Annotated in this window: 16 protein-coding genes; 1 reads left to right on the plus strand and 15 read right to left on the minus strand. The window is 46.0% G+C overall.

What is annotated here, in order from left to right; translation table 11 throughout:
• Positions 1-44 precede the first annotated feature (44 nt).
• From C0Q44_RS21335 to mntR, 3 genes are all read right to left on the minus strand, one after another.
• Positions 45-1,046, minus strand: coding sequence for a patatin-like phospholipase family protein (locus C0Q44_RS21335; RefSeq protein ID WP_105409226.1), 1,002 nt, complete (start codon positions 1,044-1,046; stop codon positions 45-47).
• 90 nt (positions 1,047-1,136) lie between these two features.
• Entirely contained in the window at positions 1,137-2,747 is a 1,611-nt protein-coding gene (locus C0Q44_RS21340) for a family 10 glycosylhydrolase (RefSeq protein WP_105409227.1), read from the minus strand.
• A gap of 216 nt (positions 2,748-2,963) precedes the next feature.
• The gene (gene mntR / locus C0Q44_RS21345; protein ID WP_105409228.1) at positions 2,964-3,392 is read right to left on the minus strand and encodes a transcriptional regulator MntR; all 429 of its coding nucleotides are present in this window, start codon (positions 3,390-3,392) and stop codon (positions 2,964-2,966) included.
• 193 nt (positions 3,393-3,585) lie between these two features.
• Here mntR and splB point away from each other — a divergent pair, with 193 nt between their 5' ends.
• Positions 3,586-4,656 carry a spore photoproduct lyase gene (splB, locus tag C0Q44_RS21350; RefSeq protein ID WP_105409330.1) on the plus strand — a complete coding sequence of 357 codons (1,071 nt, stop codon included), beginning with the start codon at positions 3,586-3,588 and terminating at the stop codon, positions 4,654-4,656.
• Between the two features lie 144 nt (positions 4,657-4,800).
• Here splB and C0Q44_RS21355 read toward each other — a convergent pair whose 3' ends face one another.
• From C0Q44_RS21355 to pflB, 12 genes are all read right to left on the minus strand, one after another.
• Positions 4,801-5,514 carry a cytochrome c biogenesis CcdA family protein gene (locus C0Q44_RS21355; protein ID WP_105409229.1) on the minus strand — a complete coding sequence of 238 codons (714 nt, stop codon included), beginning with the start codon at positions 5,512-5,514 and terminating at the stop codon, positions 4,801-4,803.
• A gap of 49 nt (positions 5,515-5,563) precedes the next feature.
• The gene (locus C0Q44_RS21360; protein ID WP_105409230.1) at positions 5,564-6,367 is read right to left on the minus strand and encodes a metal ABC transporter permease; all 804 of its coding nucleotides are present in this window, start codon (positions 6,365-6,367) and stop codon (positions 5,564-5,566) included.
• A gap of 52 nt (positions 6,368-6,419) precedes the next feature.
• On the minus strand, positions 6,420-7,196 hold the full coding sequence (locus C0Q44_RS21365; protein WP_258166464.1) for a metal ABC transporter ATP-binding protein: 777 nt from the start codon (positions 7,194-7,196) through the stop codon (positions 6,420-6,422).
• 38 nt (positions 7,197-7,234) lie between these two features.
• Complete coding sequence (locus tag C0Q44_RS21370; RefSeq protein WP_105409232.1) at positions 7,235-8,293, minus strand: metal ABC transporter substrate-binding protein; 1,059 nt, start codon at positions 8,291-8,293, stop codon at positions 7,235-7,237.
• A 227-nt stretch (positions 8,294-8,520) separates the two neighbouring features.
• Positions 8,521-10,587: a methionine--tRNA ligase gene (gene metG, locus C0Q44_RS21375; protein WP_258166465.1), complete on the minus strand. Its 2,067-nt coding sequence runs from the start codon at positions 10,585-10,587 to the stop codon at positions 8,521-8,523.
• A 428-nt stretch (positions 10,588-11,015) separates the two neighbouring features.
• The gene (gene yidD / locus C0Q44_RS21380; protein ID WP_105409234.1) at positions 11,016-11,267 is read right to left on the minus strand and encodes a membrane protein insertion efficiency factor YidD; all 252 of its coding nucleotides are present in this window, start codon (positions 11,265-11,267) and stop codon (positions 11,016-11,018) included.
• Positions 11,268-11,269: 2 nt separating this feature from the next.
• Positions 11,270-11,734 (minus strand): Fur family transcriptional regulator, encoded by a 465-nt coding sequence (locus C0Q44_RS21385; RefSeq protein WP_105409235.1) that lies wholly within the window; start codon positions 11,732-11,734, stop codon positions 11,270-11,272.
• 309 nt (positions 11,735-12,043) lie between these two features.
• Entirely contained in the window at positions 12,044-14,335 is a 2,292-nt protein-coding gene (locus tag C0Q44_RS21390) for a stalk domain-containing protein (RefSeq protein ID WP_105409236.1), read from the minus strand.
• A 351-nt stretch (positions 14,336-14,686) separates the two neighbouring features.
• A complete protein-coding gene (locus C0Q44_RS21395; protein WP_105409237.1) occupies positions 14,687-16,936 on the minus strand; it encodes a stalk domain-containing protein in 2,250 nt (749 codons plus the stop codon).
• A 372-nt stretch (positions 16,937-17,308) separates the two neighbouring features.
• Entirely contained in the window at positions 17,309-17,515 is a 207-nt protein-coding gene (locus C0Q44_RS21400; protein WP_181151107.1) for a hypothetical protein, read from the minus strand.
• Between the two features lie 225 nt (positions 17,516-17,740).
• Positions 17,741-18,493, minus strand: coding sequence for a pyruvate formate-lyase-activating protein (gene pflA / locus C0Q44_RS21405; RefSeq protein ID WP_105409238.1), 753 nt, complete (start codon positions 18,491-18,493; stop codon positions 17,741-17,743).
• Positions 18,494-18,581: 88 nt separating this feature from the next.
• On the minus strand, positions 18,582-20,840 hold the full coding sequence (gene pflB, locus C0Q44_RS21410) for a formate C-acetyltransferase (RefSeq protein WP_105409239.1): 2,259 nt from the start codon (positions 20,838-20,840) through the stop codon (positions 18,582-18,584).
• Between the last annotated feature and the right edge of the window lie 343 nt (positions 20,841-21,183).

Here is a 21,183-nt window from a genome sequence, read left to right on the forward strand (position 1 = left end):
GAAAAGCAATTCTCCCACCATGCGGAGAATTGCTTTTTTTTCGTCTATACAGGAATCTTAGGTGGAGCTTCCGCCTGTTTCTTGCGCAGTTCTTTTCTTTGTTTGTCTAACTGATCATCATATATCTTCATATTCCATCCATCAAAAAATTCGGTTCCAGCAGTTGCTCCAGATCGATATAAAGCTGTACTATCCTGTACCGATAAATGAAACTGCGTCGGTTTAATTCCAAGCGTTGGTATTTTCACGGTACGAAACCGGTTAATCTGTTCGATATAGCGTTCATCATGTGCTGTGAGCATCGTCTCCACAAGTGCCTGAAGCATGCTTAGCGGTCCTTTAATCCTCGCAGGCTCCACTTCCGTCTTACCTACCATTTTGAATCCAACAACAGGAATAATATCTCCCCCACGTTCCGAACGATCACCATCAAAGAGCCACAGCGGAAAATTGCTAAGCAATCCACCATCTACCACGTATACGAACTGATCTTGAAAAGGCAACCCCTTGGAGAATACCGGCGATTTGCGTATCACGACCGGATCAAAAAAATAGGGAATACTGCAACTCATACGTACCGCTTTCGCAACATCCAACTTGGCCGGATCAATTCCGAAGCGCCGAATATCATCTGGAAGCACCAGAATGGTCCCATTGGATATGTCTGAGGCCGTAATGAGCAGCTTACCTTGAGGCAAGTCAGCAAACGTGCGAATCCCTTTCTGATCCAGCATCTTGCGAATCCATGATTCCAGCGCTTCCCCCGAATACAGTCCCTTCTTCAAGAACAGCCTCGCGGCGGGTCCAATCCATCGGGTATTAAATATGGGAGAACGACGCAGCAATGAAGCAAACGGCGTATTCTCAATAATGACTTTCATCTCTTCGGCCCGATAACCCGCCGCGAGCAGTGCAGCTACAATGGAACCGGATGATGTCCCCGCCACCCGATTGAACTGCACGCCACAATCCTGAGCACCCTGCACAGCACCTGCGAGGGAAATTCCCTTTACGCCTCCACCTTCAAACACCGCGTTAATTAACACACAAAAACCCCCGTTCTCCAGGCAGCCATGTTTCTACTGCCACTGTATGAGAACGAGGGTTAGTCTTATAACTACAATAAATAAAATGTTCTAGAGACCATAATAAGATTTCAATTTGGCAACCAAACCTAAAGGGTTCTTCGTCAGATACTGCGAACTGAAGAAAATATCCCCTTTAACCGAAGAATATTTCTTATTGTAGTTTAACTGATCAATAATCTCTTGAGATGTCTGCCAACCAATCTCCGGAGTTCCTAGCTTATAAGGGGAGTGGCCGATATACAATTTTACATTCGTGTTAGCCACTTCATTCGCCCACCAGTCAACGACTTTGTCATATCGGGCAACACTGAGTGTCATGCTCCAATATACCTGAGGTGCAACATAGTCAATCCACTCTTGGTTGATCCATGTCCGCACATCCGCATTCATGCTATCATACGCAGTGACACCTGCTTTGGTATCGGAGCCCGTCAGATCTGCGGATTTGTTCCGCCATACGCCAAATGGACTAATTCCATATTCAACATCAGCCTTAACCCTGTGAATACTCTGTCCCAGTTGCTTGACGAATTGATTAATATTGTCCCGACGCCATTCAGCACGGTCTTTGGTGTTGAGTGTGTTATACGTTTGGAAAGCTGCATCATCATTGAAGGTCACATTGGATGGATAGAAATAATCGTCCAAATGTACGCCATCAATATTATATTGATTGACCACTTCCATGATCGTATCGATAATATGCTGTCGGGCTTCCGGGATACCCGGGTTAATGTACATTTTGCCTGATGCATTCACAATCCATTCGGGATGAAGTTTGAAAATGTGGTTTGCAGCCAGACTCGTTGTATTGGCTGAATTGGTAGCTCTGAACGGATTGAACCAGGCATGAAATTCCAGACCCCGTTTGTGTGCTTCCTCAATCATGAATTCGAGAGGATCATAACCGGGATCTTTACCTTGTGTCCCTGTCAGAACACTGTTCCAAGGTACGAGACCCGAAGGATAGATCGCATCCCCATTTGCTCTTACTTGAACAAATACAGCGTTAATTCCCATTTCTTGCAAGCTATCCAGCTGTTTCGTGTACTCCTGTTTTTGCTTCTCGGCATTTCCCTTGGCACCCGATGAAGGCCAGTCTCCATTTACCGTTGAGATCCATGCGCCCCGCATCTCATCTGTAGTTGGTACCGTCCCCGTACCTCCAGGCTGTGCTGGTATAGCCGGTGTTGGTTCAGGTGTCGTTGTTGATCCGTCTCCTGTGTACAGATCAATGGTCTGGGCTGATTGGTTCCAGTTCACCCGAATGCCCAGATTTTCACTGACGAATCGAATGGGTACCATCACTCGTCCTTGCTTCAATTCTACAGATGCATCCAGTCCAACGATCGAGTTATCCACTGTAGCCTGCTGCTGTCCGCTCGTCATGGTGATGACCGAACCAGATTTCTGAATGGTCACGGTACGTGTAGCCTGAGACCATAGGACAGATGCACCCAGTCCCTCGCTAATTACACGCAAAGGAACCATGGTTACATTTACTTTGGGCAGGATGTAAGGCGATACATCCGATTCCAGGCGAGTGCCGTCCAGAAAAATAGAAATTTCCTTCTGCCCGGCTGCCTGTGCTGTCATGCCTGCTGTCTGCAAACCTAGAACAATAATAAGCAGCAGGGTCAATCCTTTACGAAAATTCATCAGTGCAGTCCTCCAAAATCATATAAATTTGCGGTAAATTCTACTAGTTTAATAGACGCTTCTAATGTTGGTTTAGTTGCGAAAATGACCAAATTATGGTGTGAACCCAAACCAAAAAATGCTTCTCGCCCTAGAAACGGCAAGAAGCATCCTTTGGTTATACGATACAATTCATTGTATATCACCATATTCAATCAACCACATCATCCGCTAAACTCAAGACTCCGTATTACTCATTACATGTTGAAGATTTTTAAGGTCACGTAACCGACTCTCATCCTGACGGAAGTATTCAACCAAAGACTCAATGCAGGTAATGGAGTCCCAGCTCAGGTGATGTTCAATACCTTCGACATCATTGTAGATGTTTTCTTCCTGAACACCAATCGTCGACAAAAATTGTTCAAGCAGATGATGGCGCTCCATCAAACGTTTGCCCATTTTTTTGCCTTTTGGCGTAAGTACCAGCCCGCGGTACTTCTCATAGATCAGATACTCGTCTTTGTCCAGCTTTTGGATCATCTTCGTCACCGATGAAGGATGTACTTCCAGTCCTTCAGCTATATCAGACACACGAGCATAGCCCTTTTCATCAATTAATTTGTATATACGCTCCAAATAGTCTTCCATACTGGGCGTTGGCATCTGCTTCCCTCTCTTCTCTCAGACCGGCCCCTATTCGTGCCTGGTCCCTATCTTATAATGATACATGTTATCAACACGCATTGGCAAGTCCTTCACAAACCACGCATCCTCTGTTCCTCAAGTAATTGGCAGGCGTGACTTCACCCGGAATGAGGCAAACTAAGCTATGTTCCGCATTGAAAGGAGTGATTCCGTGAGCACAAGTGTAGCCACACCCCCGGTTCGCAAAGCAAAAGGTACTAAACCCTTTATTCCCGATTTAGTGTATTTTGAACCTGGTGCGCTGGATTATGACAAAGGCAAACGAATTATGGAATGGGTCACATCCAATGACATTCCATATCAGATGACCACATCCCATAATCGGATTACGAACCTGCCCGGTGAGACCGAGCAGGAGAAGTATCGGATGGCGAAGCGTACTCTGGTCGTCGGCGTGCGCAAAACACTCAAGTTTGACCAATCCAAACCTTCAGCGGAATATGCCATTCCGATCTCTACTGGCTGCATGGGCCATTGTCATTATTGTTATCTTCAAACGACGCTTGGCGCCAAACCCTATGTCCGTGTGTATGTCAATACGGAGGAGATTATTCAGGCTGCCAAGGGATACATCGAAGAACGCGCGCCTGAGATCACACGATTTGAAGCAGCCTGTACTTCTGATCCCGTAGGAATTGAGCATATTACAGAAAATTTAAGTGATCTGATCCGCTTTATGGCGGAAGAAGAGTATGGACGCTTGCGTTTCGTGACCAAATTTCATCATGTAGATCCGTTATTAAATATTAAGCATAATGGCCACACTCGTATCCGGTTTAGCGTCAATTCGGATTATGTGATCAAAAATTTTGAACCGGCTACCTCCAGGTTTGAGGAACGGATTGAAGCTGCTGGGAAAATTGCACATGCCGGTTATCCTTTGGGTTTCATTATCGCTCCTATTATGTGGTATGAAGGCTGGGAAGAAGGCTATTCAGAGCTTTTGCAGAAGCTCGCAGATACACTTCCTGAAGAGGCAACCAAGGATCTCACCTTTGAGATGATTCAACACCGTTTTACCAAAACGGCCAAAGCGACCATTGAGAAGCGGTATCCCAAAACCAAGTTGGAGATGGATATCGAGAAACGCAAGATGAAATGGGGCCGCTGGGGACAGTATAAGTACGTGTATAAGGATGACCAGCAAGATGCGCTGCGTGAGTTTATTACGGAACGGATCTTTGAACATTTTCCACTAGCCAAAATTGATTACTTCACCTAAGAGAGATCAGCGTCTGGTCTAACTCATGCGTTGTACCGGATAAAAAGACTAAAAACAGGTTACATGATCCAGACTCGCTCTGGTATCATGTAACCTGTTCTGCTTCGCTCTTTAAGTTCCAATTCTTATTTCAGTTCATTGCCTTTAAATAATCATCCAGTCCGGGGTAATCTGTTGCAACCAGATCGTTATTTGGGTCATCTGATCCGTAAAAAGTAAAATGCCAAGTAACAACATTAATGCTCCCCCGACTTTCATCATGACATTGGAGTATTTAAGAATCCAGCGTGTCGAACCGATGAAGAACGCCAAAATGAAAAACGGTATCGCAAATCCTGCAGTATAACCTGTAATCAACGCCAGCCAGGTTGTGGGCTCACTTGCAGCCATAGCAATGATTGTTGCCAGAATAGGGCCAATACACGGCGACCAGCCTGCTGAGAAACCGATGCCAAATATAAAAGAGCCCAGATAGCCTGCTGGTTTCCATTTCATATCCAGCTTGCGTTCCTTCATCAGAAACTGCGGCTTGAACACACCAAGCAAAAATAACCCCATAAGCATAATCAAAATAGCAGACAATTGCCGAATCAGTTCTCGGTTATCATTGAAAAATTGGCCAAACAGTCCGGCACCAAGGCCAAGAGAATAAAATACAGCCGAGAAGCCTAAAATAAACGCCAGCGTATGCGTCATCGTCTTAAAACGGACTTCTCGTTGATTGCGGTCATCCTTCAATTGTTGCACCGTCATACCTGTGATGTAAGAAAGGTACGACGGATACAGCGGAAGACAACATGGTGATATAAATGAGACCAAACCTGCTACAAAAGCCATCCATACATTAACATCAGGCATGAAGCGGATGTCTCCCTTCCCCGGACTCTCGTGCTTGCTCGTTCAGTCGTCAGGCCCGGAACCCTTTTTTTCCAATCATCGTCAGAATAAGCATCATGATCAGCAACAATACAATCGTTGCTCCAGGTGCGAGGTTCCAGATGCCTGCGACTACCAGTCCAATCACCACCGCAATTTCACCGATGACTACGGACAGAATAATGGCGGATTTGAAACTTCGGGCCATCAGCAGACTGACAGCTACCGGAATGGTCAACAGCGCCGACACCAGAAGTGCACCGACAATCTTGATCGCGGTACTAATGACGAGTGCAGTCATCACCGTGATCAACATGTTGAGTATTCGAACAGGTAACCCAGTAACCGCTGCAGCATCTTCCTCAAAGCTCAACAGGAAAAATTCCTTATGTAACAACGCTACAACGATCACAACGATCAGCGTAACCACACCTACCAGCTTGAGATCCGTAGCATCCAAAGTATATATACTACCGAACAAGTAACTCATGACATCTGCATTATAACCTTTGCCCAGCGTAAAGAACAATGAAGCCAGCGCTACTCCACCGGACATAATAATGGCTATCGATAATTCGGCGTAACTTTTATAGGCTTTACGAAGCTTCTCTATTGCAAAGGAAGCAAGCACGGCAAATATCAAGCCCACCGCAATCGGATACACTTCAATCAAAAATCCGAGTGCAACGCCGGCGATGGTGACATGAGACAAGGTGTCTCCGATCATGGATAATCGCCGTAACACCAGAAATAATCCGATCAGCGGAGCAGTAATGCCAATTAACAATCCACCTGCCAGCGCACGCTGAAAAAAATCACTCATTAATATTTCCAAAACAAACACGACTCCTTCGGCCTTGCTCTAATCTAGTTGGCCATGAACACGGCTAGCGCACCTGTGCAGTGGTATGTTGCAGGTTGGTCTCGGCACAATCCTCGACCTCATGCGAGTGACGTACATGGAAATTAATTTTGCCATTCGTTACCGCTGCTTCAGAACCCAGATAACTCTCCATCCGATCCATATCATGAGACACCATCAGAAAAGTCATGCGGTGATGTTCATGCATATGCGTAATCAGTTCAAAGAAACTGGCCTGGGATTCAGCATCAATACCGACTGTGGGTTCATCCAGAATCAACAGATCCGGGTGATTGATAAGCGCTCGTGCCAAAAATACGCGCTGCTGCTGCCCACCAGACAGCTGTCCAATACGTTTGTTCGCAAGATCCTCAATGCGCATCACCTGCATGGCATCCGTGCACTGCTGCTGACATTTGCGAGACATACGCCGAAACATGTTTTTGTTATTATACAATCCGGACATGACCACTTCACGAACCGTTGCGGGGAATAAGGGGTTAAACGCATTTTTTTGCGGTACATACCCAATTCGGTCCCAGTCCTTGAACTTGCGGATCGACTGTCCGAACAGCTTGATATCTCCCTGCGCAGGAGGCAATAGTCCGACAAGCATGCGCAGCAATGTCGTTTTACCCGCCCCGTTCGAACCGATAATCCCGACAAAGTCCCGTTCCTGGGCCATAAAATCGAGATTCTCAATCACTCGCTGGTCCCCATAGGAAAATGATAGTTTCTCAATCTCTATAATTGGATCATGACATAGTGGCATGATTTGCTGCATGGCAAAGCCGCCCTTCATTCTATATAAGGATTATATGGCGAATCCTTCATTCTATCTTATTTTAATGCGATCAGCAGATTTTGCAAATTTTTCTCCATCAGAGTGAAATAATCATCCCCGTTGGTGGCCTGTTCCTGGGTCAATCCTTCAACCGGATTAAGTACCATCGTCTCGACACCTGCTTCACTTGCCAATGTTTTCGCCAATTTGTCAGATACCAGCTCTTCGAAGAAAATGTATTTGATCCCTTCATCTTTAACGAGCTTCGCAAGCTTCACAATATCCTGTCCTGTCGGTTCTGCATCTGGGGATAGTCCCATTATGGCATGCTGGGTTAGTCCATAATCACGTGCAAGGTAACCGAAGGCTTGGTGTGACACGACAATTTCTTTGTTTGGTACTGTAGCCAATTCGTCTACAAAGCGCTGATCCAGCGTCTCAAGCTTCGTACGAAGCTCTTGATATCGTTGTTCGTAACCTGTCTTGTGGTCAGGATCTGCCTCGACCAGACTATTTTTAATGTTCTCAGCCATAATCATGGCCGATTTCGGGCTAACCCATGTATGTGGATCAATATGGTGATCGGCAACTTCTTCACTCGTGCCCTCGTCTGCGTGATCATCTGTATGCTCGTCTTCATGTTCCTCGCCATGACCATGTCCATCATCGCCCTCAGCCGTTAACAGCTTAACCCCTTCACTGACTGCAACAGACTTCACCTTCGTATCGCTGTTCAGCGATTTCAGGAAGTTCGGCACCCATCCTTCCAGTCCAGCTCCATTATAGAAGAACAGCTGTGCCTTGGATGTATTGACAATATCCTGACTCTTAGGAGTCCAGTCATGGGGTTCCACACCCGTCGGTAGCAGGTTAATGACGTTGGCATCTTCCCCACCAATTGCAGCTGTAAACGCATATACCGGATAAAATGTCGTCACGACATTCACTTTGCCTTCCACTATCTTCGCAGTATTGGAACTATTCTGCCCACATGCGGACAACACCAGTAAACTGAGTATAAGCAGACCGCTCCATAGCAACTTCATTTTGCTTCTTTTGCTGGTCTTCACAGGGCCGCTAACCTCTGATAAATGACTACTTTTATTAATGATCATTATGATTCACTCCGCATCTCTTAATCGTAAATATTACTAAAAGAATTATAGGTAACCTGCTCGTACTTGTCAAGCTATCCCGTCCTATTCATTCTCTCCCGAAGTACGGAGTTCATAACAGTATATGCTTGTTCGCTTCCCGTCAGTTGTGAATTCTCCCAACAAAAAAGGACCCGAATTTAATTCGGGCCACCTCGTGTCAAAATTTCGACATATTCAAAATTGTCTTATTTTACTTGTGCACCATTAGGCATATTGTCCGGCACGGTAGCCAGGGTGAGCTGGTCGCCATGAGATGCCGCCAGAATCATACCTTGAGACAATTCACCACGGAGTTTCACCGGTTTGAGATTGGTCACACAGATGACTTTGCGTCCCACCATCTCTTCAGGCGAATAGAATTTCGCAATACCCGATACAACCTGACGCTGCTCGTAACCCAGATCCAGCTGCAATTTCAACAATTTATCAGCTTTTTTGACAGGTTCACAGGCAATGACTTGAGCGACACGCAGTTCGACTTTGGCAAAATCGTCAATGCCGATTTCTTCCGTGCCTTCAGGTGCAGTCACTGGCTCAACAGCAGCCGAAGCTCCAGCATCTGTTTGACTTGCTTCAGGCTGTGCCGCTTTTTGTCCGCCAGTCATTGCTTCAGAGATATAAGCAATCTCCTGCTCGGAATCCAAACGCGGGAAGATTGGATCACCTTTTTGTAAGGCGTTTCCAGTTGGAATCAGGCCCCATTGCTTGGCTGAATCCCAAGCCGTGAGTTCACCTTCCTGAATGCCGAGCTGTGCCCAGATTTTACGTGGAGCACGCGTGAGGAACGGTTGCAACAGAATGGAAGAAATTCGCAAGCTCTCGATCAGATGAGACATCACGGACGCCAATTCATCGCGTTTCGCTTCATCACGAGCCAGCGCCCACGGCTGCGTCTCATCAATGTATTTGTTGGTGCGGCTGACAAACTGGCTGATCGCCGTGAGTGCCACGGAAAATTGCAGGTTTTCCATCGCTTGTTCCACTTTTTCCACCGTTGCATGACCCGCTTCTTCCAGCGAAACATCAAATTCAGTCACATTCGTTGCAAATGCAGGAGCTTTACCTTCGAAATATTTCTCTACCATGGCAACCGTGCGGTTCAACAGGTTACCGAGGTCATTCGCGAGATCGGAGTTCACACGTTCTACGAAGCTCTCCGGTGTAAATGTACCATCGGAACCAAATGGGACTTCACGCAGCAGGTAATAACGCAGTGCATCCAGACCGTAGCGGTCAATCAGAGTAACTGGGTCAACGACATTACCTTTTGATTTGGACATCTTGCCATCCTTCATCAACAACCAGCCATGTGCGAAGACTTTCTTCGGCAAAGGCAGGTCCAGCGCCATCAACATGATTGGCCAATAAATCGTATGGAAACGCACGATTTCTTTACCCACCAGATGCACGTCCGCAGGCCAGAACTTGTCATACAGGGATGCATCGGAAGAACCATAACCCAGAGCTGTAATATAGTTGGACAACGCATCAATCCACACATATACCACGTGTTTTGGATCGCCTTTGACTTTGACGCCCCATTCAAATGTGGTCCGCGATACGGCCAAGTCTTCCAGACCTGGCTTAATGAAGTTATTGATCATCTCGTTCTTGCGGGACTCCGGCTGAATAAAGCCAGGGTTCTCTTCATAATATTTCAACAGACGATCTGCATATTTGCTCATGCGGAAGAAATAGGATTCTTCTTTGACCAGTTCAACAGGGTGACCGCTGTCCGGGCTTTTGGCCGAAATAATCTCGCCCTTCTCATTTTTCTCCACATCAACCAATTGGGTCTCTGTGTAATATGTCTCATCCGGGATACTGTACCAGCCTTCATACTCGCCTTTATAGATATCTCCCTGTTTCAACAGACGGTCAAAGATATCCTGAACTACCGTTTTGTGGCGTTCTTCTGTTGTACGGATGAAGTCGTCATTGGAGATGTCCAGCTTGTTCCACAATTCCTTGATGCCCACAACGATATCATCTACAAATGCCTGCGGAGACTGTCCTTTCTCCTGAGCCTTGCGTTCAATCTTCTGGCCATGCTCATCCGTTCCAGTCAGATAACGCACGGCATACCCGCGCAGACGCTTGTAACGAACCATCGCATCTCCTGCCACCGTTGTATACGCATGCCCAATATGCAATTTGTCACTCGGATAATAAATCGGTGTTGTTAGATAAAATGTCTTTTGGTCAGCCATGAATGACTTCTCCTCCTTCAAATGTTCCTGCTTTTTGTGCACTTTTATCTAAAAAAGAACACAAAAAACTCCCGCCCCTATGGGACGAGAGTTGCTCTCACGTGTTACCACCCAAATTCCCTGTATCTTTCACAAAACACAGGCTCTGTCGGTCCTTCGACCGCCCATTAACGCTGGATCACGCCTCAGCCTTACGACAGCAGCAATAAAATCACTATCTGCACGCTCGGAAGAGGTTCCTCCGGGACCATTTCCATCCTCCTCCCAGACCGGTTCTCAGCTCATCCGGCTCTCTGCACTGGGGGTGTGTCTGTACTTATCCCTTCACTGGAAATCATATAACCAAACTTTTTTAACAGGATATATAGGAAAAATATACTGAAATGCGGGCCCCTTTGTCAAGTGGACAGCATACTCAAGTTCAATCCTAGGCTACTTCCAGACCACCCGAATGCCTTCTGATTATATCGTTACTCCGACACCATCATAGACTTCTCTGCCTTCGGCGGCACCAGATCTACACCACCTGGATGAAACGGATGACACTTGGCTATACGTTTCGCTGTTAACAATGAGCCTTTGAGCGCACCATGCACTTCAATCGCCTCCATAGCGTAGGCCGAACAAGTTGGATAGAATCGACATGTGGGCGGCTTCAATGGAGAAATATAGTTGCGGTACACTCGAATGGGTGCCTGAGCTATTTTGCGTGATAACTTCATCGTCAGCGCTTCCCGTGAGCGTGTTGATGTCCGGACGTCGTTTTGGCCGGAGCATGCTCCACGCAGTCCTTGCAATATCCGAACACTTCGAACTTGTGATCCACGACCTGAAATTGCTCAGGCGCATCCGCAAGCTGCATCGGACAAAAAATAATTGGATATGTCTTCTGACATTTCAGACAGATCATATGATGATGATGATGGTCTTCACTACAATGTGCTTTGAATTTGACGCCATCTTCAAAGATGACCTGTTCCAATACACCCAATTCCTGCATCACACGCAGATTACGATATACCGTGTCAAAACTTAGTCCACTGTATGTCTTACCCATATATTCATAGACGTCCTTGGGTGTAAGATACCCGGGAGACTCGGCAAATAACCGGGCCAGTGTCTTCCGCTGATCGGTTATGCGGAGCCCCTGTGAGGACATGGTTGTAATAATCTGTTCTGTCGACAGCATGATCTAAGCACCTCCTGTCATACGAGCATTTTGCATCATTCATAGAGCGACAGTTGTTTCTGCAAAAAGCGGAAACTTTTGCTTTCTTGTATCCTCTAATAATGCATTAATTTAGGCTTGGAGTCAACGAAGGCACCGGGTTCCCCCGATTTCTGTGACCTATTGAAAAAGGACTCCATTCACATGCATTGTCATTACGTTTAGCCTTGAGCTAATGACATTGCATTTTCACGGAGTCCTTTCTGGACGGTTCAGATGATCAATCGTTCGGGCGACTTTTCCGAACCGTCCGTGCATGTTCATGTGAAATTACTTTTCAGCCGGAAGCGGCGTGAATAGCAGGTTAACAGGCAAGTTGCTGCCTGGTGCTGCCGAGAAGAGAATCGTAACACTTTCGCCAGTCGAACCTGTGCGGTACATCACACTTTGCTCATTCGGTGCCGTGACTGATTTTCCAGTGGAGATCTGAACGACCTGTCCATTCACGAGTGCTACACCTGAGTATTTGCCTCCACGAGGGTTGAATGAAATCAGCGTACGCGGAGCGACATTTTTCAATGTGATTTTGTATAATACACCGAAGTTGCCTGCGTTGGAAGCTTCTGTAAAGGCCATAGGGTCCGTACCCACCAAGTTTGGATCACTGGTATTATCTCCGAGCGGAAGACGTGCGGGTTTCGAACCGATTTCTTGGTCATACGTAATAATCCGTGTTGCATTTGGATATGTTCCACGGTTGTGCACACCATCACGATCCAGAACCGGCAATGTGGACCATACAGCCATCGGATCTTTATTTTCTTCGACCAAGATCACGTTATAGTCAAGTCTATAATCGGTAAAAGCATCGGAATAGAGAGAGATAACTTGCCCTTCTTTCATCGGAAGTGCACTTAGTTCGGTCAAAATCAGTTTGCTTTCTCCCGGCTGGAAATACTCTTTCTTTATGTCCGCTCCAGTCTGAATCGACTTGAACCATTTATCAATAGACAATTTCCCGGCTACGGTAGCAAACGGAGTCGGTCCCGCGAAGCCCATATTTTGTTGTTCAAATACTGCCGCATATGGGTTGTTGTTTGTTGCAATAACATACATTTTCACTCTTTTGCCTGTATTGTTCACATGGTGAATCATGAAACGGGTCTGACCCAGTGATGATTCTTTATATACAATACCTTCCGTATTAACCGTTTCCGGACTGTTGCTGCGGATCAACAGACTTGGCTCATCCGTATACGTATAAGGTACTTTTTCCATAGAAGTCACTTCACCACCGTTAAAGACAAATTTCTGTCCAACCGGGGTGAAGAGTACATTAAAATCAGAAAAAGCATATAACGTCTCATTCGTTATCGTGATGACTTTGGAGTACGTATTCGCAGCACCGTGGTTGTCTGTAACCGTAAGCGTCACTGTTTTGGGACCCGGTTCAAAGAATGCAAGCGAATCGTTCTCCCACACCACTTTAACAATATTATTTTCATCATCTGTACTTTTGTCGATATACGTTATCTTTTCGCCCATTTTGTATTGTTCCTTGTCCGTCGTAAACATGGCTACAGGAGGAAGATTAGGCTCCAGAACTTCAAGCGTAATCGAATAGGGATCACTCCATTGGCCGTTTGAATCCTGAACTTGATATGAAATCGTATATGTACCCGCTTGATCAAACGATTCCTGACGGCCTGTCCAACGTTCATCAACGATCTTCAGTCCATTTGGAGAACTGTAAGAAGTCATATAGTCCACCAGATCGCCCGCAAAAATTTCTTTTTGGGAAATGGTAAAGCTTGCGACCGGTTTCGTATTTAGATTCAGTACAACCGTTTTAGCTGACTGATTCACTTTATAGGTGATGTTCAGCGCTTGAGTAATGGAAGTTAAAGGTACCATAAACGTACTTTTTTGTTGATAAGCAGGGCCTTTCATCGTTCTCGACTCTCCATTTACGGTATAGACCTTACTGTTGGTTTTGAATCGGAGCTCATGGTCACCACTGATGATGACGGTTTCCTTGGTTTGGTTATCGTATTTGACCCCGTATCCCACACGGTCCACCAGAGCACGAATCGCAACATACGATACACCGTTTTTGACAGTCATGGGCTGGCCGGCAAGATACGTTTTCCCGTCCTGCTCCATTTTGTTGCTATTCATGAACAACGTCAGATTTCCGCCTGATCCTGCGGTAGAATCCCCTCCAATAGATGGTTGCTCTACTTGAGCAGGTGTAACTTGCGTTTCAACATCCTCCGTAGTTCCCGCCTGAATCGCCGGTTTCGTACTCGCCTCATCTGTAGTCGTCTCTCCCCCATCGATGGCGGGTTTTTTCACATCTGCTGTCGGCGTTGCCTCAGTGCCTGTCGAATTCTCGGTTTTCTTTGCTTCAGCGGACGGAGCGTTGATGGATGCGTTCCCAGTCTTCACTTCACGCTCTGCAAGCGGTTGCTCTTCCTTTAGCACCTCAACCGTTTCTACTTTGGCCGTGTTTACTGACGCCGTGTTACTTTGAGATACGGATTGTGCATTCACCGAACCGATTGCAAATGCTTGAAAAACGGCTATAGCGGTATAAATGGATAATTTCTTCTTCAGATTCATTCTTTATCTTTGGCTCCTTCTGCTCCCACGTAGTGTTATCCCCTCAAAACTCATATGATTAGACGCTTGGTTCAGGAAAAAGTTTCTAAATAATTAGTAATATCTTGTATATATACATTTCATTTGTCATCCGTATACTTTGTACGGTATTATTTCGCAGAAAATAATAATAGAAGTTGACGATTACATGAAAAAATCACATGAAGAAGGGACTATCCCCTAGCCATGTTCATGACTTATGGGATAGCCCCTTCCTGACGGTTTAGATGGTCAATCGTTCGGGCGACTTTTGGGGTGAACGGGTATATGATATAAGCTTTCACTCCAAACCGTCCGTGCAGTGATAAGATATTACTTTTCAGTCGGAAGCGGCGTGAACAGCAGGTTAACAGGCAAGTTGCTGCCTGGTGCTGCCGAGAAGAGAATCGTTACACTCTCGCCGTATGAGCCTGTACGATACATAACGCTTTGCTCATTAGGTGCCGTGACTGATTTCCCAGTCGAAATCTGAACGACCTGTCCATTCACAAGTGCAACTCCTGAATATCTTCCACCACGAGGGTTGAATGAGATCAGTGTACGCGGAGCGACATTGTTCAGTGTGATTTTGTACAACACACCGAAGTTACCTGCGTTGGACGCTTCTGTAAAGGCCATAGGGTCCGTACCCACCAAGTTCGGATCACTGGCATTGTCTCCGAGCGGAAGACGTACCGGCTTCGATCCTACTTCCTGATCATACGTAATAATCCGTGTTGCATTCGGATACGTTCCGCGGTTATGAACGCCATCACGATCCAGAACCGGCAGACTCGACCACACGACCATCGGATCTTTGTTCTCTTCAATCATGATAATGTTGTAATCCAGTTCATAGTCACTGAATACATCCGAATACAAGGAGATGACTTGTCCCTGTTTCATTGGAAGAACACTCAGGTCATTGAGAATTAGCTTGCTCTCTCCAGGCTGGATATATACTTTCTTTTGTCCGGTACCATTCTGCATGGACTGGAACCAACGGTCAATCGATAACTTACCAGCTACCGTTGCGAATGGTGACGGCCCTGCAAAGCCCATATTTTGCTGATCAATGGACGCCGTGTATGCGTTGTTGTTTGTAGCCACAACATACATTTTCACGCTTTTGCCCGTATTGTTTACATGGTGAATCATGAAACGAGTCTGTCCAAAGGAAGATTCCTTGTACACAATCCCTTCCCTGTTAACGGTTTCCGGGCTGTTACTGCGAATCAGCAGACTCGGCTCGTCATAGTAGGTGAAAGGTACTTTCTCCAATGCCGGAACTCCTCCACCGTCGAAGGTGAATTTCTCACCAACGGGTGTGAACAGCTGATTGAAGTCAGACAAACTGTACAGCGTTTCGCCCGTAATATTAATGGTCTTGGTGTAGCTATTGCTCGCACCGTGTTTGTCAGTAACTTTAATCGTTACGGTCTTAGGTCCTGGAACGAAAAATGCGAGTGCATTGTTGTCCCATTCTGTATTTACGATTGCATTCTCATCATCAGTACTTTGGTTAATATAGGTGATTTTCTCACCCATCTTGTACTCTTCTTTGTCCGTTGTAAACATCCCCACAGGTGGCAAGTTTGGTCTTTCAACCTTGATGGTAACCGCGTACGGATCACTCCATTGTCCGCTTGAATCCTGGACCGCATAGGTTACCGTATATGTACCTGGCTGGTCGAATGAATCCTGACGGCCTGTCCAACGTTCATCTACAATGCTGAGACCTTTGGGAGAACTGGATCTGGTTGTATATGTTACTTGGTCCCCGGCAAAAACCTCTTTTTGTACCGTAAAGCTGGCTACCGGTTTGGTATTCAGATTCAGTACAACGGTTTTGGCAGACTGATTTACTTTATACGTAATGTTCAGAGCCTGCGTAATAGATGTCAGCGGCACCATGAACGTATTCTTTTGTTGATACGCAGGGCCCTTCATCGATTTAGACACACCATTAACGGTATAGATTGTGCTGTTCGTTTTGAAACGCAGCTCATCTTCCCCACTAATAATGATCGTTTCTTTGGTGGTGTTGTCGTATTTCACATCATAACCAACTCGATCAACCAGAGCGCGAATCGCTACATAGGATACACCGTTTTTTACAGCCATTGGCTGTCCGGCCAAATATGTTTTGCCATCCTGCATCATTTTGTTGCTGTTCATATACAGCGTCAGATCTCCACCCGCGCGTCCAGCTACAGATGAACCTCCTGCAGACGGTTGCTCCACTTCGACTGGTGCTGGTGCTGGTGCTTCTTCTTCATCCGTTTCTGCAGGCGTTTCAATAACAGGCTGAACCGGAGTGACGTCTGTTCCTGTAGGAACGTTCGTTTCAGGATTAGTTTCTACGGTCGTTTCATTATTGGTTGGCCCAGTGTCTGATCCGGATTTCACTTCGGATTCCGCGATAGTTTGTTCCTTCTTCACTACCTCAACGGATTTCACTTTGGCTGTGTTCACTGGTGTAGTATCGCTTTGAACGGCTGATTGTGCATTCGCAGGAATCACTGCAAACGCTTGAAAAACAGCAAAAGCGGTAAGTATGGATAATTTCTTCTTCAAATTCATTCTGTGTCTTTGGCTCCTTCTGCTTCCATTTTATAAAGATCCCCCTCAAAAAGTCATATGATTAGACGCTTGCAACCGGGAAAAGTTGCTAAAAAAATGTAATGAGAATTGTAAACTTTGAATAGAAGGAAAATACTATGAAAATAGTTATCTATCAATAATCTTTAATAGTATTAGATTCCAATTAAACCCAATAGAAGTTCCTAAAAAAATCTCTCCAAGAGATGGCCAATAGCACCATACCGCAGAGAGATAAATTGATTCAATAAGTCTACTGTAAATGGACAGCTTTCACGGCTTCCAGCTTCTGCGGATCATCCGCCACTGCTGCCATCTCTCCCCGTAGCTTCTCTTTGCGATTCACATCGGATTCTAGGCCTGCAGGATGGCCAGTCTTTTCTGTTTGTCGGCCCCCACCTGCGTGTGGCGGAGAAGCATCTCAATCGGTTCCTTACTTGTCTCTCCCGCAGGTGTATTACCCGCGCCCTGCTGTGGCTCGTTACTTGAGCTTGCACATCCTGCCAAAGTCCATGAAGTGATAAGCAATAATGAAAGCAGTAATGTCATTCCTTTTTTCATCTGGTTGACCCTCCTCAAGATATTGAGCATTTGGCTTTACACTCTGATTATAAAAAGCCGGAGCTTACATCGTAAGGATGACAATTCATCAATGGAGGGATAAAATCCTTCACTGGACCCATAATCACCGTTGCCATATGTTGAGAAACAAAAAAACAGCCCCTGCGAAGTATGTTCGCAAGGACTGCTTGGCTCTTGGTTTGTACGTTATATATGAAGGTTGGATTACTTACCGGAACAAGCCATACCCGCTGTTTCCTGGCGACCTTGATCGATCAGGCGATACGCCCGCTCCACTTCTTCTTCGCTTGGAGAAGGAACGCCGTCCAGCGGATATATTTTACCCATGGCTTCCCACTTATAAACACCCATCTGATGATAAGGAAGAATTTCGAACTTCTCGACCCCATTTAACGTTCCAATAAATCGTCCGAGGTTAAGCAAATCCTCTTCCTCATTATGAATGCCAGGCACGTATACGTGACGAATCCACATTTTCCGCCCATTATCAGAGAGCCACTTTGCAGTATTCAATGTTCTCTCATTAGATTTACCTGTCAGCTCGATATGTTTCTCATCATCAATATGCTTGAGATCAAGTAAAACGAGGTCCGTGTGATCCAACAGATCATGAATCCGATCCGGTTCATTGAAACCATTGCTGTCCAGTGTGGTATGAAGCCCCCAGCGGCGCTTAACTTCCTTGAACAACTCAGCTACAAAGTGAGACTGTAACGTGGGCTCTCCACCTGATACCGTAAGTCCTCCGCCAGAGCTGCGGTAGTAGGAGAGGTACGGCTCAATTTCCTCCAGTACCTTCTCCAGACTCATTTCTCTGCCACCATCCAGTGCCCAGGTATCCGGGTTATGACAATACTGGCATTTGAGTAGACATCCTTGCATAAAGAGCACGAAGCGGATGCCTGGTCCGTCAACCGTCCCGAAAGTTTCGAGTGAATGAATATGTCCGTTAACCATGTTGCCTCTTCCTTTCTGTGTCCGCATCCGCTGTGCGTTTAATATGACTTAGAATGTCTTTCCTAGCGGCCTTCTGCTTGTTGCTTCGTTACATCGAACCATGGAACGTACGGTTAATTACATCCAGTTGTTGCTCACGTGTCAGTTTGATAAAGTTAACCGCGTAACCGGATACCCGTATAGTCAGTTGCGGATAGTTTTCCGGGTGATCCATCGCATCAATCAATTGCTGACGATCAAATACGTTTACGTTTAGATGATGTGCATTTTGACCGAAGTAACCATCCAGCATCGCAGTCAGATTCGATTTGCGTGTATTCTCCTCTTTACCCAATGCTTTTGGCACGATGGAGAAGGTATTGGAGATACCATCAAGACTGTCTTCATAAGGCAATTTGGCTACGGAGCCGAGGGATGCCAGTGCACCTTTTTTGTCACGACCATGCATTGGGTTCGCACCTGGTGCAAATGGCTCACCTGCTTTACGACCATCCGGTGTCGTACCTGTTTTCTTACCATATACGACGTTGGAAGTGATCGTCAGAACAGATTGCGTTGGTACCGCATTACGATATGCTTTGTGCTTGCGGATCATGCCCATGAAGCTTTCAACCAGTTCAACAGCAATGCTGTCTACACTGTCTTCGTTGTTACCATAACAAGGGAAGTCGCCTTCGATTTCGAAATCAACTGCGATGCCTTGTTCGTTGCGAATCGGTTTTACTTTGGCATATTTAATCGCACTCAGTGAATCCGCTGCAACCGATAGACCCGCAATCCCGCAAGCCATCGTACGTACGATGTCGCGGTCATGCAATGCCATTTCGATCCGTTCGTAGCTATATTTATCGTGCATATAATGAATGACGTTAAGGGTGTTCATGTACAGTTTCGCCAACCAACCCATCATCGGTTTGAAGCGTTTCATAACTTCGTTGTAGTCCAGCACTTCACTTGTGATGGCAGGATATTCAGGTCCTACTTGCGCTCCAGACTTCTCATCACGTCCACCGTTGATCGCATACAGCAGGGCTTTCGCCAAGTTGGCACGAGCGCCGAAGAACTGCATTTGTTTCCCGATCTTCATGGCAGATACACAGCAGGCAATACCGTAATCGTCACCGTAGATTGGACGCATCAGATCATCATTCTCATACTGGATGGAGCTGGTTTCAATGGATACTTTACTGCAATAATCTTTGAAAGCTTCCGGAAGTTTAGTGGACCACAGTACAGTCAGATTCGGCTCTGGTGCAGGACCCAGGTTGTGGAGGGTATGCAAGAAACGGAAGCTGCTCTTGGTTACGCGTGTCTCACCGTTAACCGACATACCGCCGATGGACTCGGTCACCCACGTTGGATCTCCACTGAACAGTTCGTTGTAGTCTGGTGTACGCAGGAATTTGACAATCCGCAGTTTCATCACGAAATGATCAACCAATTCCTGAGCCTGCTCTTCTGTCAGATTACCTTCCTTCAAATCACGGTCAATGTAGATATCCAGGAAAGAGGATACACGTCCCAGTGACATTGCAGCTCCGTTTTGTTCTTTGATCGCAGCGAGATAACCGAAGTACAACCATTGGAACGCTTCTTTCGCTGTTGCCGCTGGCAGGGAAATATCAAAACCATGCATTTCACCCAATTGTTTCAGTTCTTGCAAGGCACGAATCTGCTCGGACAACTCTTCGCGCAGACGAATCACATCTTCATCAATGACATCGACTTCAAGGGCATTCAATTCGCCTTTTTTGTTACGAATCAGGAAGTCTACCCCGTACAAAGCGACCCGGCGATAGTCACCAATGATCCGGCCACGGCCATAAGCATCTGGCAGACCTGTAATAATCCCTGCTTTACGCGCTGCACGCATGTCGGAAGTATAAGCATCGAATACACCCTGATTATGTGTTTTGCGAATGTTTGTGAATATATCAATGACGCCTTGAGGCATTTCGAAACCGTATGCTTCACATGCATCAATCATCATGCGAATTCCGCCGTATGGCTGAATGGAACGTTTGAATGGAGCATCGGTCTGAACACCGACAATCTGCTCTTTGGCTTGATCCAGATAACCTGGTTGGTGAGATACAATCGTAGCTGGTGTGTTCACGTCAACGTCAAGGACACCGCCGTTATCACGTTCTTTTTTGGTTAGATCAGATACGATATCCCACAATTCTTTGGTATTCTGGGTAGCACCTGCAAGAAAGGCTTCGTCGCCGTAATACGGAGACAAGTTGTGTGCCAGAAAATCATTCACATTTACGGATTTCGTCCATGTTCCTTTGGTAAAGTTTCTCCAGCCTGTTTGTTGTTTGACATCTTTTTCAATCACCGACATCGTAATCCCTCCACTAATTTGGATTTTCTGGACCCATAACATATTGCTTCATCGTATCGTTGTGTGCCCAGAGCCGCGATTAATGTGAATTGTTTCACATGAACCGGAACATGTTCTCTCTACTTGGGAACCGGAACCGCGGTATGAATGTTTTTCTTACATTTTCAGTATACGACTTGGTGCTTTCATCATCTGTGATTTTTGTCACAAAGTCAGTGAACTAACTCACTCCACCTGCGCTGTGTCCCATTGAACCGGAGCTTTACACAGGATCACTGCGTGGCAGAACAACCTTCCAATCGCTGTTCATTATTTAAATTTACTGAAAAGCGAATAAACCCAT

The organism is Paenibacillus sp. PCH8 (genome assembly GCF_002968835.1).
In the GTDB taxonomy this organism is placed as follows: domain Bacteria; phylum Bacillota; class Bacilli; order Paenibacillales; family Paenibacillaceae; genus Paenibacillus.

Excerpts from the sequence above, each read along its gene's own strand:
- C0Q44_RS21340 (WP_105409227.1), bottom strand. The coding sequence starts at position 2,747 with ATGAATTTTCGTAAAGGATTGACCCTGCTGCTTATTATTGTTCTAGGT.
- mntR (WP_105409228.1), bottom strand. The coding sequence starts at position 3,392 with ATGCCAACGCCCAGTATGGAAGACTATTTGGAGCGTATATACAAATTA.
- C0Q44_RS21355 (WP_105409229.1), bottom strand. The coding sequence starts at position 5,514 with ATGCCTGATGTTAATGTATGGATGGCTTTTGTAGCAGGTTTGGTCTCA.
- C0Q44_RS21365 (WP_258166464.1), bottom strand. The coding sequence starts at position 7,196 with ATGAAGGGCGGCTTTGCCATGCAGCAAATCATGCCACTATGTCATGAT.
- C0Q44_RS21370 (WP_105409232.1), bottom strand. The coding sequence starts at position 8,293 with ATGATCATTAATAAAAGTAGTCATTTATCAGAGGTTAGCGGCCCTGTG.
- yidD (WP_105409234.1), bottom strand. The coding sequence starts at position 11,267 with ATGAAGTTATCACGCAAAATAGCTCAGGCACCCATTCGAGTGTACCGC.
- C0Q44_RS21385 (WP_105409235.1), bottom strand. The coding sequence starts at position 11,734 with ATGCTGTCGACAGAACAGATTATTACAACCATGTCCTCACAGGGGCTC.
- C0Q44_RS21390 (WP_105409236.1), bottom strand. The coding sequence starts at position 14,335 with ATGAATCTGAAGAAGAAATTATCCATTTATACCGCTATAGCCGTTTTT.
- C0Q44_RS21395 (WP_105409237.1), bottom strand. The coding sequence starts at position 16,936 with ATGAATTTGAAGAAGAAATTATCCATACTTACCGCTTTTGCTGTTTTT.
- C0Q44_RS21400 (WP_181151107.1), bottom strand. The coding sequence starts at position 17,515 with ATGAAAAAAGGAATGACATTACTGCTTTCATTATTGCTTATCACTTCA.
- pflA (WP_105409238.1), bottom strand. The coding sequence starts at position 18,493 with ATGGTTAACGGACATATTCATTCACTCGAAACTTTCGGGACGGTTGAC.
- pflB (WP_105409239.1), bottom strand. The coding sequence starts at position 20,840 with ATGTCGGTGATTGAAAAAGATGTCAAACAACAAACAGGCTGGAGAAAC.